Genomic DNA, 15,028 nt, shown 5'->3' with positions numbered 1-15,028 from the left:
CGATAACAGAAGTTCCAGGGCAGGGAAATGGCACGCTAAATCATTGAAACGATTGAAATGATTTCAATCGTTTGAAACTTTTCCTCCCGGTGCCGCTTACCAAAAAGCAAGGCCGGACAAGCATGGCTTGTCCGGCCTTGTGTCAGGCAAGTAGGGTGAGTTTACTTGGCGGCGGTCAGGATGGCAACGCCCGGCAGTTCCTTGCCTTCCATCCATTCGAGGAAGGCGCCGCCGGCCGTCGAAACATAGGAGAAATCCTCGGAAACACCGGCATGGTTGAGCGCGGCAACGGTGTCGCCGCCGCCGGCGACGGAGACGAGTTTGCCGGCCTTGGTGCATTCCGCCGCGTGTTTTGCAGCGGCAACGGTCGCCGTGTCGAAGGGCTCGATTTCGAAGGCGCCGAGCGGACCGTTCCAGACCAGCGTTTCGGCGCGGGAAATCCAGGCCTTGATGCTTTCAACCGATTTTGGGCCGACATCGAGAACCATGGCATCGGTGGGAATGGCGTTGATGTCGACGATTTCATTGGCCGCACCGGCCTTGAATTCGCGGGCGACGACACCGTCTTCCGGCAGCACGATGGCGCAGCCGGATGTCGCAGCCTCGATCATGATCTGCTTTGCGGTCTCGGCGAGATCATGCTCGCAAAGCGATTTGCCGACCTGCGCGCCGCGGGCGGCGAGGAAGGTGTTGGCCATGCCGCCGCCGATGACGAGGGCATCGACCTTCTTGACGAGGTTCATCAGCAGATCGATCTTGCTCGAAACCTTGGCGCCGCCGACGATGGCGACGACCGGGCGCACCGGCTGGCCGAGGCCCTTTTCCAGGGCCTCAAGCTCGGCCTGCATGGTGCGGCCGGCATAGGCAGGCAGGTGGCGTGCAAGGCCTTCGGTGGAAGCGTGGGCGCGGTGGGCGGCGGAGAAGGCGTCGTTCACGTAGATGTCGCCATTGGCTGCCAGAGCTTCTACGAAGGCCGGATCGTTCTTTTCTTCGCCCTTGTGGAAACGGGTGTTTTCCAGAAGCAGGATATCGCCATCGTTCAGTTTCGCGACGGCGTCCGCCGCCGGTGCGCCGATGCAGTCGGTCGCGAAGGAAACGGCGTGATCGAGCACTTCCTCGACGGCAGGCACGATCTGGGAAAGCGACATGTCGGCCACCGGTTCACCCTTCGGACGGCCGAAATGGGCAAGCAGAATGACTTTCGCGCCCTTGGAGGACAGCTCCAGAATGGTCGGCGCAACGCGTTCGATACGGGTTGCGTCCGTCACCTTGCCATCTGCGACCGGTACGTTGAGATCAACGCGGACGAGAACGCGCTTTCCGGCAATGTCGTTGAGGTCGTCGAGGGTCTTGAAAGCGGGCATAGGTCGATCCTGATTTGTTGCGAGTTCGGCACGGACCATACTATGCCTGATTGACGACGCAAGCCGGTCAGGCCTCATTTTCTCTCACTGTATTCGCAGCGGCGGGGGCGCTTTCTTCAACGCTGGCGGAGCGTGGCTGGCGCTTCTCTGCCAGATGGTCGCGCACACGGTTGAGGATTTCCGAAAAGCTGATGAAGATCGGCAGGCTGGTCGCCGGTTCCACCGGTTCGAGGGAGATGCCCACACCGGTTATCGCCTCGTGCTCGTCCAGTGTGCGAACGATCAGGACGATGGAACCGAGGCGCACGCGGTCGGCATAATCGGCCTTTCCGGCAAGGCGCGCTTCGATGAGTTCCGCGACGCTCATCGCCTGTTCGGCGGACGAAAGCAGGCCGGGACCATAGGCTGCGTCCAGCTCCTTTGCCGGGCGGGTGGGCGAAATCGCGAAAGTGCCGAAGAAATCGGCGTCGTCTTCGGCAACCGGCAGGGCGCTGGCGAACAGCCGGTCGATCAGGCGGGAATAGCCGGGCGCGATGAAGAGATAGACGAGATCGTTCTCCCGCAGCCGCCCGGCATATTGATAGCGGATCGATTTGCCGTCGCGCACCACCAGCGAAGGCATGGCCCAGCGCGGAATGCGCTCGCCCTGCATGATGGCGCTGCCTTTCGCGACCCGGTAGGAGATCAGCTCATGATTGGCGGTGCCGGGAAGATCCACCTCCAGCTTGTCCACCTCGCCCATGCGCGGCGGCACGATCAGCCCGAGCCGCGTCGCTACCGGCTTGATGGTCCAGCCCTGCACCAGCAGCGACACCAGCACGATGATGAAGGCGGCGTTGAAATAGACCTGCGCATCGTTAAGTCCGCCGAGAATGGGCATGATGGCGAGCAGGATGGAGACGGCCCCGCGCAGGCCCACCCAGGCGACGAAGGAGGTTTCCTGCTGGGTATAGTTGAAGGGCATTAGGCTCAGCCACACCGCAAGCGGGCGGGCGACGAAGATCAGGAAAAGCGCCAGCAGCACGGCCGGAATGGCGATTGCCGGAAATTGCGACGGGGTGGCGAGCAGGCCGAGCATCAGGAACATGATGATCTGGGCAAGCCAGGTCAGACCCTCATGGAAACGGCGGATGGTTTCCTTGGCGAAGATCCGGCGGTTGCCGGCAACAATGCCCGCCACATAGACCGCCAGAAAACCGCTGCCGCCAATTGTGCCGGTGAAGGAAAAGACGAGCAACGCCAGCGCCAGCACGAAGATCGGCGCAAGCCCGCGGTCGGCGGCGAACCGATTGACGACGGTGGCAATCATGACGCCGCCGAGCAGGCCGAAAATCACGCCAAGCCCCATCTGCTCAATGAAAAGCAGCAGAAAACCGCTATCGATGCCGGCCAGCCCCTGGCCCTTGGCGATGATTTCGACCAGGGCGATGGTGAGGAAGATCGCCATCGGATCGTTGGTGCCGGATTCGACTTCCAGCGTCGAGCGTACCTGATCGCGGATATGGATGCCGCCGATGCGCAGCAGGAAGAACACGGCCGCCGCGTCCGTGGAAGCGACGATGGCGCCAAGCAGCAGGCCCTCAAGCCAGGAAAGCCCGAGCAGGAGGGCCGCCGCGCCTGCAAAAAAGACGGATGTGAGGACGACGCCGACTGTAGCGAGAGCGACGGCGGGTGCTGCGGAAAGCCGGAAGGACTGGATGGACGTGCCGAACCCGGAATCGAAGAGGATGACGGCGAGCACCAGCGAGCCGAGCATATAAGCCAGCGGATTGTTGGTGAATTCGATGCCGAGACCATCCACACCGGCCACAAGGCCGATCATCAGGAAAAGCAGGAGGAGCGGCGCGCCGAAGCGGAAGGCGATGAGGCTGGAAAAGGCGGCGACGAGAACGAGAACGGTTGCGACCAGCAACAGAAGATAAAATGATTCCACGTCCACCGCCTCATTCAAACCGCGTTGACCGCTGCAATGAATGCTCTGCGCGTCTGCAGTCAATGCGCCACGGGTTGCGGTCTGTCAGCGCTGTTTCGGGTGGCGTTGAAAGGCGACGCAAGGCGGGGTGTATCGAATGATACGGCAGGGCCGAAGTGCATTGCGCACGACCGTTATCCCTGTATTTCTTGTCCGTCCCAAAGTGGACCAGACAAAGGCAGGAAATGGGATTTTTTTCGGCGTGCAGGGAAAACATGCAAGGCCTGGAGAAGCGGCGCATACCCTGCACAAACAATTCATCCGCCGGTGTTTCAACGTAACATAGAGACAATGCAGCTGCGTTAGTTCTCGCCTCCGAATTGCTTTACCCATGATCGGAGCGATCGGATGAAACGGATATCTACCTTTATGATGCTGCTGGCGGCCGGCCCTATGGTTTCGGGTTGCTCGAGTACGGAGCAGACGGCAGAAAACATGGCCGCGCAACGAGAGCGCTGTCGCGTCTTCGGCTATTACGAAGGCTCGCGGGATTTCGCCGACTGCATGATGAAACTCTCCATGCAGCAAAGCGAATTGAGGCAACAGACTTTCGATACGATCTGGAGCAGTGCCGGCAATTCCGGTCCGGTCATTATCAACAATAGAAAATGACGAATGCACGCGCCTCGCCCGGCTGGTTGAGGGACGGCTTGCATCGTCGCTTGGCCAGTGACGGTTTTCGATCCGAAGCGCCCCGCCTTGCTTCGGGATCGACGCCGGCGGGATCCCTCACTCCCGTCGGCATTTTTCAGGCAAACAAAAACCGGCAGGATTGCTCCTGCCGGTTTTTTATGGAAGCGATGCCCGCTTAGATGGTCTTCGCGAAGGCGACGGCCGTGTCCGACATGCGGTTGGAGAAGCCCCATTCGTTGTCGTACCAGGACAGAACGCGCACGAACTTGCCTTCCATAACCTTGGTCTGGTCGATAGCGAAGATCGAGGAATGGCTGTCGTGGTTGAAGTCGCGGGAAACCAGCGGCTCCTCGGTGTAGCCGAGAATGCCCTTCAGCTTGCCGTTGGCGGCAGACTTGATCGCCTCGTTGATTTCCTCGACCGTCGTGTCACGCTTGGCGATGAACTTGAAGTCGACGACCGAAACGTTCGGGGTCGGAACGCGGATCGAGGTGCCGTCCAGCTTGCCCTTGAGGTGCGGCAGAACGAGGCCAACGGCCTTGGCGGCGCCCGTCGAGGTCGGGATCATGGACAGGGCTGCGGCGCGGGCGCGGTACAGATCCTTGTGCATGGTGTCCAGCGTCGGCTGGTCGCCCGTGTAGGAGTGGATCGTGGTCATGAAGCCATGATCGATGCCGACGACGTCATCGAGAACCTTCACGACCGGCACGAGGCAGTTGGTGGTGCAGGACGCGTTGGAAATGACCAGATGGTCCTTCGTCAGCTGGTCGTTGTTGACGCCGAAAACGACCGTCAGGTCTGCGCCGTCAGCCGGAGCCGAAACGATGACGCGCTTTGCGCCGGCCGTCAGGTGAGCGGCAGCCTTGTCGCGGGCGGTGAAAATGCCCGTGCATTCCAGCGCGATGTCGACGCCGAGTTCCTTGTGCGGCAGCGTTGCCGGATCGCGAACGGCCGTAACCTTGATCGGCTTGCCGCCGCCAACGATGATCGTGTCGCCTTCGACCTTCACATCGGCCGGGAACTTGCCGTGGATCGAATCGTAACGCAGCAGGTGTGCGTTGGTCTCAACCGGGCCGAGGTCGTTGATGGCAACGACTTCGATATCGGTGCGGCCGGATTCGACGATGGCGCGCAGGACGTTGCGGCCGATGCGGCCGAAGCCGTTAATGGCAACTTTTACAGTCATTTACAGTCTCCCGAACAAGAATGGGCGTGGTCTTTGCTGAATGGTGAGGGCCTGGGAAGCCCTCACGCAAGTTTTGCCTCGACTGCGGCGACGACGGCTTCCGCCGTGATGCCGAAGTGCTTGAAGAGATCCTTCGCCGGCGCGGACGCTCCAAAGGAGTGCATGCCGACGAAAGCGCCGTCGTTACCGATGAAATAATCCCAGCCCTGGCGGATGGCGGCTTCGACCGCTATTCTGACCGGAGCCTTGCCGATGATGGCGTTGCGATAGGTTTCCGGCTGTTCCTTGAAAAGCTCGAAGCAGGGAACGGAAACGACACGGACGGAAACGCCGTTGTCCTTCAACGTTGCGGCGGCCTTCAGCGCAACTTCGACTTCCGAACCGGATGCGAAGATCGAAACCTTGGCGTCGCTGGCGGAGACGAGTTCGTAAGCGCCGTAAGCAGACAGGTTCTTCTCTTCATATTCCTTGCGCGAGGGCGCAAGGTTCTGGCGGGTAAGCGCCAGCGCGGAAGGACGATGCTTCTGTTCCAGCGCGAGCTGCCAGCATTCCGCCGTTTCGGTTTCATCCGCCGGGCGGAAGACGAGCAGGTTCGGAATGGCGCGCAGGGCTGCGATCTGCTCCACCGGCTGGTGGGTCGGGCCGTCTTCGCCGACGCCAATGGAATCATGCGTCAGAACGTGGACGACACGGATGCCCATGAGCGCTGCAAGGCGGATCGACGGACGGCAATAATCCGAGAAGATCAGGAAGCCGCCGGCATAGGGAATGAGACCGCCATGGAGCGCGATGCCGTTCATCGCCGCCGCCATACCGTGCTCGCGGATGCCGTAATGCAGGTAACGGCCGGAGAAATCCGTCGGCGTGATGGACTTCATCTGGCTGGTCTTGGTGTTGTTGGACGGCGTCAGGTCAGCCGAACCGCCGATCATTTCCGGCAGGACGCCGTTGATGACTTCGAGCGAATCTTCCGAAGCTTTGCGGGTGGCGACGGTCGGGTTGTTCTCGATGATCTTCTTCTTGAAGGCATCGATGGCGCTGTCGAAATTGCCGGGCAGGTCGCCGGCGAAGCGGCGCTTGAATTCGGCCTTCTTGCCGGCTTCAGCGGCTTCAAGGCGGGCTTCCCAGTCCTGGCGGGTCTTGGTGGAGCGCAGGCCGGCGAGACGCCATGCATCCAGCACGTCTTCCGGAACGACGAAGGCTTCGGCTTCCCAGTTCAGGTGCTTGCGGGTGGCGGCGATTTCTTCGGCGCCGAGCGGGTTGCCGTGAACCTTGTGGGTGCCCTGCTTGTTGGGCGCGCCGAAGCCGATGACGGTCTTGCAGGCGATGAAGGTCGGGCGGTCGGATTTCTGCGCGGCTTCGATGGCGGCGGCAATCGCGTCCGGATCGTGGCCATCGACGCGGATGGTGTTCCAGTGAACGGCCTGGAAGCGGGCGATCTGGTCGGTGCTGTCGGAGAGGCCGACTTCGCCGTCGATGGTGATGTTGTTGTCATCCCAGAACAGAACGAGCTTGTTGAGCTTCAGGTGGCCGGCAAGCGCGATGGCTTCGTGGCTGATGCCTTCCATGAGGCAGCCGTCGCCGCAAAGCACATAGGTGAAGTGGCTCTGCAGGTCGGAACCGAACTCCTCTTCCAGCTTGCGCTCAGCGATTGCCATGCCGACGGCGTTCGCGATGCCCTGGCCGAGCGGGCCGGTCGTCGTTTCGATGCCGGTCGCGTGGCCGTATTCGGGGTGGCCGGCGGTCTTGGAACCGAACTGGCGGAAACGCTTGATCTCGTCGATCGTCATGTCCTCGTAGCCCGTCAAATAGAGCAGCGAGTAAAGAAGCATCGAGCCATGACCTGCCGACAGCACGAAGCGGTCGCGATCCGCCCAGAGCGGAGCCTTGGGATCGAATTTCAGGTAACGGGTGAAGAGAACGGTGGCGACATCAGCGGCGCCCATCGGCAGACCGGGATGGCCTGAATTGGCCTTCTCCACTGCATCCATGGCAAGAAATCGGATCGCATTTGCCATCCGGTTGTGTTTGTCGCGAGAAATCATGGCTTTTCCGTCTGTTTCCGGGTGAAAGGAGATAGTTTTACGCAACTATCCAAAAAGCGGGTTGATCCATAGCAGGTGAGGCCGGCAAGTCAATAAATCCACGGGCGTTTGCGGTTCGCTGGGGGAGAAAAAATCGTTTAGAAAATCGGGCATCCTGACAAAATCCGTGCGATAGGCGTTGCCGCCTCTTCGTTCATCCACAGAGCAAAACGTCTCAATGCACTGGTTTGATTGACGGGATGGTAAATCGGGTAATAACCTCGTGATTGTTGAAAAGGCCTGAAACCGGACGATTCGGCCGGTGGCGTGCGAGTTGGAAAAAACGATGTCGGCTGACAAGACCGTACAATCTGCGCTGACGGAGCTGAATGCTGCCATCACAAATCTCGAAAATGCCATCGATATGCGTATCGAGCGGCAAAGGGAGACGGGCGAGATCGATAACGAGGTCAAGCGGGTCCATGTCGACCGCGCAAGGCTCGCGCATGAGCTGGACCAGGCCGAGTTTCGCGCCAATCGTCTTGAAGAAGTCAACCGCGAGGTTTCCCGCCGGCTGGTAACGGCGATGGAGACGATCCGCGCGGTGCTGGATCGATAGGAGCGGGCTCATGGCGCAAGTCACAGTTATGATCGACGGCAAGGCCTATCGCATGGCGTGCGAGGCGGGGCAGGAAGACCATCTGACCGATCTCGCAACGAGGTTCGACCGGTATGTCGGACACCTCAAGAGCCAGTTCGGTGAAATCGGCGATCTTCGCCTGACCGTCATGGCGGGCATCATGGTGATGGACGAGCTTTCCGAACTCAATCGCAAGATCGAGAAGCTGGAAGGGGAGGTCGCATCCCTTTCCCGCAACCGCGACGGCATGGCCGAGCACCGGGCGAAATCGGACGAGATGGTGGCGCTCGCCATCGGCGATCTGGCCGACCGCCTGAACGGGATTACCGAGAAACTGCTGGCGCGGCCGAAGCCCGCCGCGCATTGATGGCCTGAAGGGTTCTGAGGCGGCAAAATTTCGCGCGCTGCCCTCTGGCGGTTTTCTTCGATCCGTCCTATATCTTGGATGCGTTCTGCGCTTCCCGACAGGAACCACAATCCCTGGGGCCATACTCGATCCAAAGGGAGCTGTCCCTGGCCAGTCCCGTGGGGCTGGACACACGGTGCCCACCTACTTTTGTAGGCGCCCAGGATCGTAAATCTCCATCGGTCGCCGTGGATCGCGCTTGAAGTTTCGGATCAACCCCCGGTGCTTCCCTGTACCCTTGATATATTCGACAGTCATTTTTCATAACTGCCGGACGCGGCTTTTTTATATTGCCGTCATTGCAATGGCGGAACAATTCCCTATTATCCGGATTGGTATGTCTGTCATGCCCTTTAAAAAAGGGCGCTGCGGTCAAAACCGCGACGTGCCGTTCAACAGCCCAAAGAGCTAAACTTGTTTACTGAAATTATGATCGTGGTCCTGCTCACCGTATTGAACGGTGTGCTTGCCATGTCCGAGCTTGCCGTTGTCTCCTCCAGACCGGCGAGGCTTAAAGTGCTTGCCACACAAGGCAGCAAGGGCGCCACACTGGCGCTCAGCCTTTCCGAAAATCCCGGACGCTTTCTTTCCACGGTGCAGATCGGCATCACGCTGGTCGGCGTCCTTTCCGGCGCTTTTTCCGGCGCCACGCTCGGCGCGCGCTTTACGGCGTGGCTTCTGGAGCAGGGCGTTCCCGACCGTGCCGCCGATGCGCTCGGCGTCGGCTCGGTGGTCGTCGCCATCACCTATCTGTCGCTGATCGTCGGCGAGCTGGTGCCCAAGCAGATTGCGCTGCGCGATCCCGAAAAGGTCGCCGCCCGCGTCGCCCCCACCATGATGCTGCTGTCCAAGGTCGGCGCGCCGCTGGTGTGGCTGCTCGACCGGTCGGGCAAGGCCGTTCTGGCGCTTCTCGGCCATAGCGGTGAATCCAACGCGTCGGTCACCGACGATGAAATCCGCACGGTTCTGGCCGAAGCCCACAGCGCCGGTGTGATCGAGACCGAGGAATCGGCGATGATCACCAGCGTCATGCGCCTTGCCGACCGCAATGCGCGCGGCCTGATGACGCCGCGTCGCGATGTGGAAGTGGTCGATATCGAAGACAGCGCGGAGGAAATCCGCGAGCAGCTTCGCCAGACGCAGCGTTCGCGCCTACCGGTGCGCAACGGTGCCTCGGATGAAATTCTCGGCGTGCTTTTCGCCAAGGACGCTTTCGATGCGCTGGCTTCCGGTAAGGAACTCAACATTCGCGAGCTTCTGCGGGAAGTTCCAGTCGTATCGGATCTGACGAGCGCGGTGGACGTCATCCAGTCGCTGCGTCGCTCCACCGTCCATATGGTGCTGGTCTACGACGAATACGGCCATTTCGAAGGTATCGTCAGCTCCGGCGACGTGCTGGAAGCCATCACCGGCGCTTTCCAGGAAGATAATGACGAGGAGCCGGCCATGGTCGAGCGCGAGGACGGTTCGTTCCTCGTCGCTGGCTGGATGCCCGCCGATGAGTTCGCCTATCGCATGGGTTTCCAGATCGACGAGGATGCCGAGTTCGAAACCGTTGCCGGTCTGGTTCTGGACGAGTTCCGCCGCCTGCCGGAACTGGGCGAACATGTCACCCGCAATGGTTGGCGTTTCGAGGTCATCGATCTCGATGGCCACCGCATCGACAAGGTTCTCGTGAGCCGGGCCGCCTGATGCCCGGTGACGTTGCCGAAAAAGCAAGGCTGCGCGGCGAAAGGCTCGCCGCGCGCGATGCGCTGACGCTGGCGGAGCGCCAGCAAAAGAGCCAGTCCATTATGGCTCATGGTGCTTCCGGCATCCCCTTTGCACCGGGCACCGTAATTTCCGGCTTCATGCCGATCCGCTCCGAGGCCGATACCCGGCCGCTGATGGAAGCGTTGCGGACAAGGGGCGGGCGTCTCGTCCTGCCCGTTGTGCTGGATCGTGAAACCATTGTCTTCCGCGCCTTTGAAACGGATACGCCGCTGGTGAAGACCGGCTTCGGCACGACCGGGCCGGGCGAGGATGCGGAGGTTCTCGATCCGGATATTCTGCTCGTGCCTCTTTCCGTCTTCGATGGCAAAGGTCAGCGGGTCGGTTATGGCGCGGGCCATTATGACCGCGCCATTGCGCGATTGCATGGCAAAGGTCGGTTTCCCATTCTCATCGGCGTCGCCTATGACTGTCAGGAAGTGCCGTCGGTACCGGCAGAACCCCACGATGTGCCGCTTCATGCCATTTTGACGGAGAGCGGCCTGCGCTGGTTTTCCGGCCAGCCGTTGATGTCTGATAATGGGCAAACGGCGCTTTAGCACTTTTTAAAAGACGGATTACCCGCTAGAGGGACGAAATCCAAAGAACATACGCAAAACGGGGCGGTGAATGAGACTTCTTTTTCTCGGAGATATGGTTGGCAAGACCGGACGCACGGCTGTCTGGGAGCGGTTGCCGGGGCTGATTTCCGACCTGAAGCTGGATTTCGTCATCGTCAACGGTGAAAACGCTGCCGGTGGTTTCGGTATCACCGAGGATATCTATCTCGAGACCATCAATGCCGGCGCCGATGTGGTGACGACCGGCAACCATGTCTGGGACCAGAAGGAAGCGGTTTCCTTCTGTGAGCGCCATGACCAGTTCCTGCGGCCCGCCAATTATCCGGATGGTACGCCGGGCAAGGGCTCGGGCATTTTTTACGCTCGCAACGGCGCGCGCATACTGGTTGCCAACATTATGGGCCGGGTCTTCATGCATCCGGAACTGGACGATCCCTTCAAGTCGGCGGAAAACATTCTTGCCGCCTGCCCGCTGAAGGAACAGGCCGACGCCATTATTTTCGATTTCCACGCGGAAGCGACCAGCGAAAAACAGTGTTTCGGCCATTTCGTCGATGGGCGCGCAAGTTTCGTTGTCGGCACCCACACCCATGTTCCGACCGCCGATGCCCAGATATTGAACGGCGGAACCGCCTACATGTCGGATGCCGGCATGTGCGGCGATTATGACAGTTCGCTTGGCATGGAGAAGGAAGAGCCGATCAACCGCTTCATTTCCAAAATGCCGAAGGGCCGTTTCGAGGCCGCCAGCGGACCGGCGACGATCTGCGGTGTCGGCGTTGAGATTTCCGACCGAACCGGACTTGCGGAAAAGATTGCGCCGCTGCGCATCGGGCCGCGGCTTTCGGAAACCCTGCCGTCCTTCTGGGTTTAATCTTCTCCGAAGCGTTCACAATGACGAGAGTGTGAGCCTTCCGTTGCTCTTGTAACTGGACGCTCGCCAAAACCTGTCCCATCCTCTCAGCTTCGCAAGTTCAGGGGAGTGGCATGATGCTGCGCGTGCTAATGCTTGCAATAACGGGGCTGATCGCCTGTTCGGGAGCGGCCTTCTCCCAGACGGCGAGCCGTCCTCCCGTCAGCCAGTGCCAGGCGATCGCCAGCAACATTCCGGGCGTCATGTTCGCGAGCTTCAATCCGCCGGGTGTTCAGCTGGCGCAGGCGACGGCAAAGGAAGAGGTGAAGATCAGCTTCATCGGCCATTCCACCTATCTCATCGAAAGCCCCGGCGGTGTGACCATCGCCACCGATTATAACGGCGTCTATCGTCCGCCCGTCACGCCGACTGTCGTGACGATGAACCGGGCGCATTCGACGCATTTTACCCTCAGTCCGGACCCGGCCATTCAATATGTACTGCATGGCTGGAGCGATACGCCGGGAGAAAAGGCCGAGCACAAGGTTCTGGTGGGCGATGTCTATATCCGCAATGTCGCAACCGACATCCGCAACCGCTGGGGCGATTACGAGTCCTTCCAGGAGAACGGCAATTCCATCTTCATCTTCGAGATTGCCGGGCTGTGCATCGGCCACCTCGGGCATCTGCATCATGAGTTGACGGATACGCATTATGCCGAGATCGGCCGTCTGGATGTGCTGATGGTGCCGGTGGATGGCGGGCTGACCATGGGTGCCGACAGCATGAGCCGGGTGGTCAAGCGCCTGCGCTCCGCGCTTATCCTGCCGATGCACCGCACCGGCCCGCCGCTGGAGCAGTTTCTGACGATGTTCGGCGAAAGTTTCCGCATTGCCTATGCGACCGATCCGGTGATCCGCGTTTCGATGAGGAACCTTCCCCGCCAGCCGCAGATACTGGTGCCGAAAGGCATGTAGCATGGCGACGGGTGGGGAAGGCCGGGGGGAGTGGTTTATCAGGCAAAGGTCAGGTGCTGGCGGACGCCGACGTCAGGCGTCTTGTCATCCGACATGTTCGCCTTGGCGATTTCCCAGCCGAATTTCAGCGTGCTGTCCGTCGAAGCCCAGATATCGGCATCGTCGACATGCAACGCCAGCATGGTCAGTTGCGGGTCGCTTTTGCCGTGTTCGTACCAGGCCGCCGTGACGGAGTTCCAATATTCGTCGATCTTGGTTTTGTCGTCGCGCGCTTCGAGGATGCCTGAAAGGCAGGCGTGGTAGTCATGGTCCTTGCCCACCACGCAGAAATGCGCCCGGGAGCCGGATTTCAGCGATTTAACCAGATCGGTGTCTTTTTTGGAGAAAAACCAGATGGTGTTGGTCTTGGGGTCAGCATGAGGCGCCATGGGCTGCATGTGGTTGTGCAGTCCTTCGAGACCGAGCATGCCGGCATGGACGGAATTGATCTCGTCCCAAAGCTGGCGGGCCGGTGCTTCTCGTGCTTCAGTCAGGCTGACCATATGTTTTCTCCTTCGGGTCTCATGCTGCAACGGAGGAAAAATGCCCTGTTCCGCCGCGTTCATGATCAGAACGAAGAGCGGATAAATCAGTTCCTTCTGTTGTTGCGGCAAGAGAAAGCGCTTGCGGGGTTGAATGGCGCGGCTATCGCACTTATAAGGCCCGCAATCTCCAAATTACGACAATCAGGTTTTCCATGGCTGGTCATTCACAGTTCAAGAACATCATGCACCGCAAGGGCAAGCAGGACTCCGTGCGGTCCAAAATGTTTTCCAAGCTTGCGCGCGAAATCACCGTTGCGGCAAAGACGGGCATGCCCGACCCGAACATGAACCCGCGCCTGCGTCTGGCGATCCAGAACGCCAAGGCCCAGTCCATGCCCAAGGACAACATCGAGCGTGCGATCAAGAAGGCGTCCGGCGCCGATGGTGAGAACTATGACGAAGTCCGTTACGAGGGTTACGGCCCGGGTGGCGTTGCCGTCATCGTCGAGGCCCTGACGGACAACCGCAACCGCACCGCCTCCAACGTTCGCTCCATCTTCACCAAGGCCGGCGGCGCTCTCGGCGAAACCGGTTCGGTCTCCTTCTCCTTCGACCGGGTTGGCGAAATCTCCTACAAGGCTGAAGTCGGCGATGCCGACAAGGTCATGGAAGCCGCCATCGAGGCCGGTGCCGACGACGTCGAATCTTCCGAAGACGGTCACACCATCATCTGCGGTTTCGAAGCGATGAACGAGGTTTCCAAGGCGCTGGAAGGCGTGCTGGGCGAAGCTGAAAGCGTCAAGGCCATCTGGAAGCCGCAGAACACGGTGCCGGTGGATGAAGAAAAGGCGCAGTCGCTGATGAAGCTCATCGACAATCTCGAAGACGATGACGACGTGCAGAACGTCTATTCCAACTTCGAAGTGTCCGAAGAAATTCTCGCCAAGCTTTCCGCCTGACGTCTCATGTTTCAAAAAAAAGCCCCGGTAGCGATCCGCTCCGGGGCTTTTTGTTTAGGCGGCCTTCCTTATGGAGGTCCGCACGTCGGCAAAAATCTCCACGGATCGCAGCCGCTTTTCGATGTCATGGATCGGCATGGAAACGATCAGCTCATCCGCCTGCGTTTCCGCCAGGAAACCGTCGAGATGGCGCTGGATCGTCTCAGGCGAGCCCACGGCTGCGAAACGCAGCGTGTGTTCGACAGAGAAACGTTCCATCTCGTTCCAGTAATCGTCCATGCTGTGCACCGGCTTCGGAAACTGCGTGCGCACGTTGCGGCGCAGGTTGACGAATTGCTGCTGCGACGAGGTGAAGAGATGTTGCGCCTCCTCGTCCGTATCGGCGCCGACCCCCATCACACCCACCATCACATAAGGTTTATCAAGCACTTCAGAGGGCTGGAAGCGCTCGCGATAGATATGGATGGCTTCCATCAGCATATCGGGCGCGAAATGCGAGGCGAAGGAATAGGGCAGGCCGAGGGCTGCGGCGAGATGCGCGCTATAGGTGCTGGAGCCGAGCAGCCAGATCGGCACATTCGAATTCATGCCGGGCACGGCGAGAATAGCCTGATCCTGCTGCGGCGGGCCGAGGTAACGCTGGAGCTCGACAATATCGTGCGGGAAGTTTTCCGCGCCGGCATCGAGATTGCGGCGCAGCGCCCGTGCCGTGCGCATGTCGGTTCCGGGCGCACGGCCGAGACCGAGATCGACACGGCCGGGAAGCAGCGCCGCAAGCGTGCCGAACTGCTCGGCGATGACGAGCGGGGAATGGTTGGGCAGCATGATGCCGCCGGAACCGACGCGGATATGTTTCGTGGCCGCGCCCACATGGGCGATGACCAGCGACGTTGCCGCACTGGCAATGCCCGGCATGCCGTGGTGCTCCGCCAGCCAGATGCGGTTATAGCCATGTTCTTCGGCCTTGATCGCCATTCGGCGGGAATTTTCAAGCGCCTCGCTGACGCTCTCGCCTTCGCCGATGGGCGAAAGGTCGAGAATTGAAAAGGGGATCATCCGACGCTCCTGCGAAATTTAAATCTTTGCTGCGGATGTAAGGCGCGTGTCCCGATTTACCAGTGAAGTCGCGCAGAATTGAAGGATGGTTCAAAAAAATTGGG

At 60.1% G+C, this 15,028-nt stretch carries 14 protein-coding genes and 1 other RNA gene; 9 read left to right on the top strand and 6 right to left on the bottom strand.

Translation table 11 applies throughout. The features are described 5' to 3' along the window. Positions 1-161 precede the first annotated feature (161 nt). Together I3J13_RS07830 and I3J13_RS07825 are read right to left on the bottom strand one after the other, a co-directional pair. Positions 162-1,364, bottom strand: a complete 1,203-nt coding sequence (locus tag I3J13_RS07830) for a phosphoglycerate kinase (protein ID WP_196378464.1) — start codon at positions 1,362-1,364, stop codon at positions 162-164. A gap of 67 nt (positions 1,365-1,431) precedes the next feature. Then, positions 1,432-3,297 (bottom strand): potassium/proton antiporter, encoded by a 1,866-nt coding sequence (locus I3J13_RS07825; RefSeq protein WP_196378463.1) that lies wholly within the window; start codon positions 3,295-3,297, stop codon positions 1,432-1,434. A gap of 408 nt (positions 3,298-3,705) precedes the next feature. Here I3J13_RS07825 and I3J13_RS07820 point away from each other — a divergent pair, with 408 nt between their 5' ends. Beyond that, complete coding sequence (locus I3J13_RS07820; RefSeq protein ID WP_233284772.1) at positions 3,706-3,948, top strand: hypothetical protein; 243 nt, start codon at positions 3,706-3,708, stop codon at positions 3,946-3,948. 196 nt (positions 3,949-4,144) lie between these two features. Here the strand turns inward: I3J13_RS07820 and gap are convergent, their stop codons facing one another. Beyond that, positions 4,145-5,155 (bottom strand): type I glyceraldehyde-3-phosphate dehydrogenase, encoded by a 1,011-nt coding sequence (gene gap / locus I3J13_RS07815; protein ID WP_003523203.1) that lies wholly within the window; start codon positions 5,153-5,155, stop codon positions 4,145-4,147. 62 nt (positions 5,156-5,217) lie between these two features. Beyond that, on the bottom strand, positions 5,218-7,200 hold the full coding sequence (gene tkt / locus I3J13_RS07810) for a transketolase (RefSeq protein ID WP_174058042.1): 1,983 nt from the start codon (positions 7,198-7,200) through the stop codon (positions 5,218-5,220). Between the two features lie 325 nt (positions 7,201-7,525). Here tkt and I3J13_RS07805 point away from each other — a divergent pair, with 325 nt between their 5' ends. The 7 genes from I3J13_RS07805 to I3J13_RS07775 all read left to right on the top strand — a co-directional run bounded on the left by I3J13_RS07805 (position 7,526) and on the right by I3J13_RS07775 (position 12,385). Next, complete coding sequence (locus I3J13_RS07805) at positions 7,526-7,798, top strand: DUF4164 domain-containing protein (protein ID WP_035263131.1); 273 nt, start codon at positions 7,526-7,528, stop codon at positions 7,796-7,798. 10 nt (positions 7,799-7,808) lie between these two features. Then, positions 7,809-8,186 (top strand): cell division protein ZapA, encoded by a 378-nt coding sequence (locus I3J13_RS07800; protein ID WP_003523207.1) that lies wholly within the window; start codon positions 7,809-7,811, stop codon positions 8,184-8,186. A gap of 79 nt (positions 8,187-8,265) precedes the next feature. After that, a non-coding RNA gene (gene ssrS, locus I3J13_RS07795) (6S RNA) lies at positions 8,266-8,424 on the top strand. Between the two features lie 230 nt (positions 8,425-8,654). Then, a complete protein-coding gene (locus I3J13_RS07790) occupies positions 8,655-9,917 on the top strand; it encodes a hemolysin family protein (RefSeq protein ID WP_059755792.1) in 1,263 nt (420 codons plus the stop codon). Beyond that, the gene (locus I3J13_RS07785) at positions 9,917-10,534 is read left to right on the top strand and encodes a 5-formyltetrahydrofolate cyclo-ligase (protein ID WP_196378462.1); all 618 of its coding nucleotides are present in this window, start codon (positions 9,917-9,919) and stop codon (positions 10,532-10,534) included. Before I3J13_RS07790 ends, I3J13_RS07785 begins: the two co-directional genes overlap by 1 nt. Before the next feature lie 70 nt (positions 10,535-10,604). Further along, positions 10,605-11,429 (top strand): TIGR00282 family metallophosphoesterase, encoded by an 825-nt coding sequence (locus I3J13_RS07780; RefSeq protein ID WP_003523211.1) that lies wholly within the window; start codon positions 10,605-10,607, stop codon positions 11,427-11,429. Between the two features lie 113 nt (positions 11,430-11,542). Next, positions 11,543-12,385 carry an MBL fold metallo-hydrolase gene (locus I3J13_RS07775; RefSeq protein WP_196378461.1) on the top strand — a complete coding sequence of 281 codons (843 nt, stop codon included), beginning with the start codon at positions 11,543-11,545 and terminating at the stop codon, positions 12,383-12,385. Positions 12,386-12,423: 38 nt separating this feature from the next. Here the strand turns inward: I3J13_RS07775 and I3J13_RS07770 are convergent, their stop codons facing one another. Further along, entirely contained in the window at positions 12,424-12,927 is a 504-nt protein-coding gene (locus tag I3J13_RS07770; protein ID WP_031234299.1) for a pyridoxamine 5'-phosphate oxidase family protein, read from the bottom strand. Between the two features lie 194 nt (positions 12,928-13,121). Here I3J13_RS07770 and I3J13_RS07765 point away from each other — a divergent pair, with 194 nt between their 5' ends. Further along, complete coding sequence (locus I3J13_RS07765) at positions 13,122-13,868, top strand: YebC/PmpR family DNA-binding transcriptional regulator (RefSeq protein ID WP_003523214.1); 747 nt, start codon at positions 13,122-13,124, stop codon at positions 13,866-13,868. A gap of 54 nt (positions 13,869-13,922) precedes the next feature. Here I3J13_RS07765 and I3J13_RS07760 read toward each other — a convergent pair whose 3' ends face one another. Continuing rightward, positions 13,923-14,924 (bottom strand): LLM class flavin-dependent oxidoreductase, encoded by a 1,002-nt coding sequence (locus tag I3J13_RS07760; protein ID WP_127755569.1) that lies wholly within the window; start codon positions 14,922-14,924, stop codon positions 13,923-13,925. Positions 14,925-15,028 lie beyond the last annotated feature (104 nt).

It is taken from the genome of Agrobacterium leguminum (assembly GCF_015704895.1).
Taxonomy (GTDB): Bacteria; Pseudomonadota; Alphaproteobacteria; order Rhizobiales; family Rhizobiaceae; genus Agrobacterium; species Agrobacterium leguminum.
Note: the sequence above shows the minus strand (reverse complement) of the source record. Positions and strands in the feature narration are given on the sequence as shown.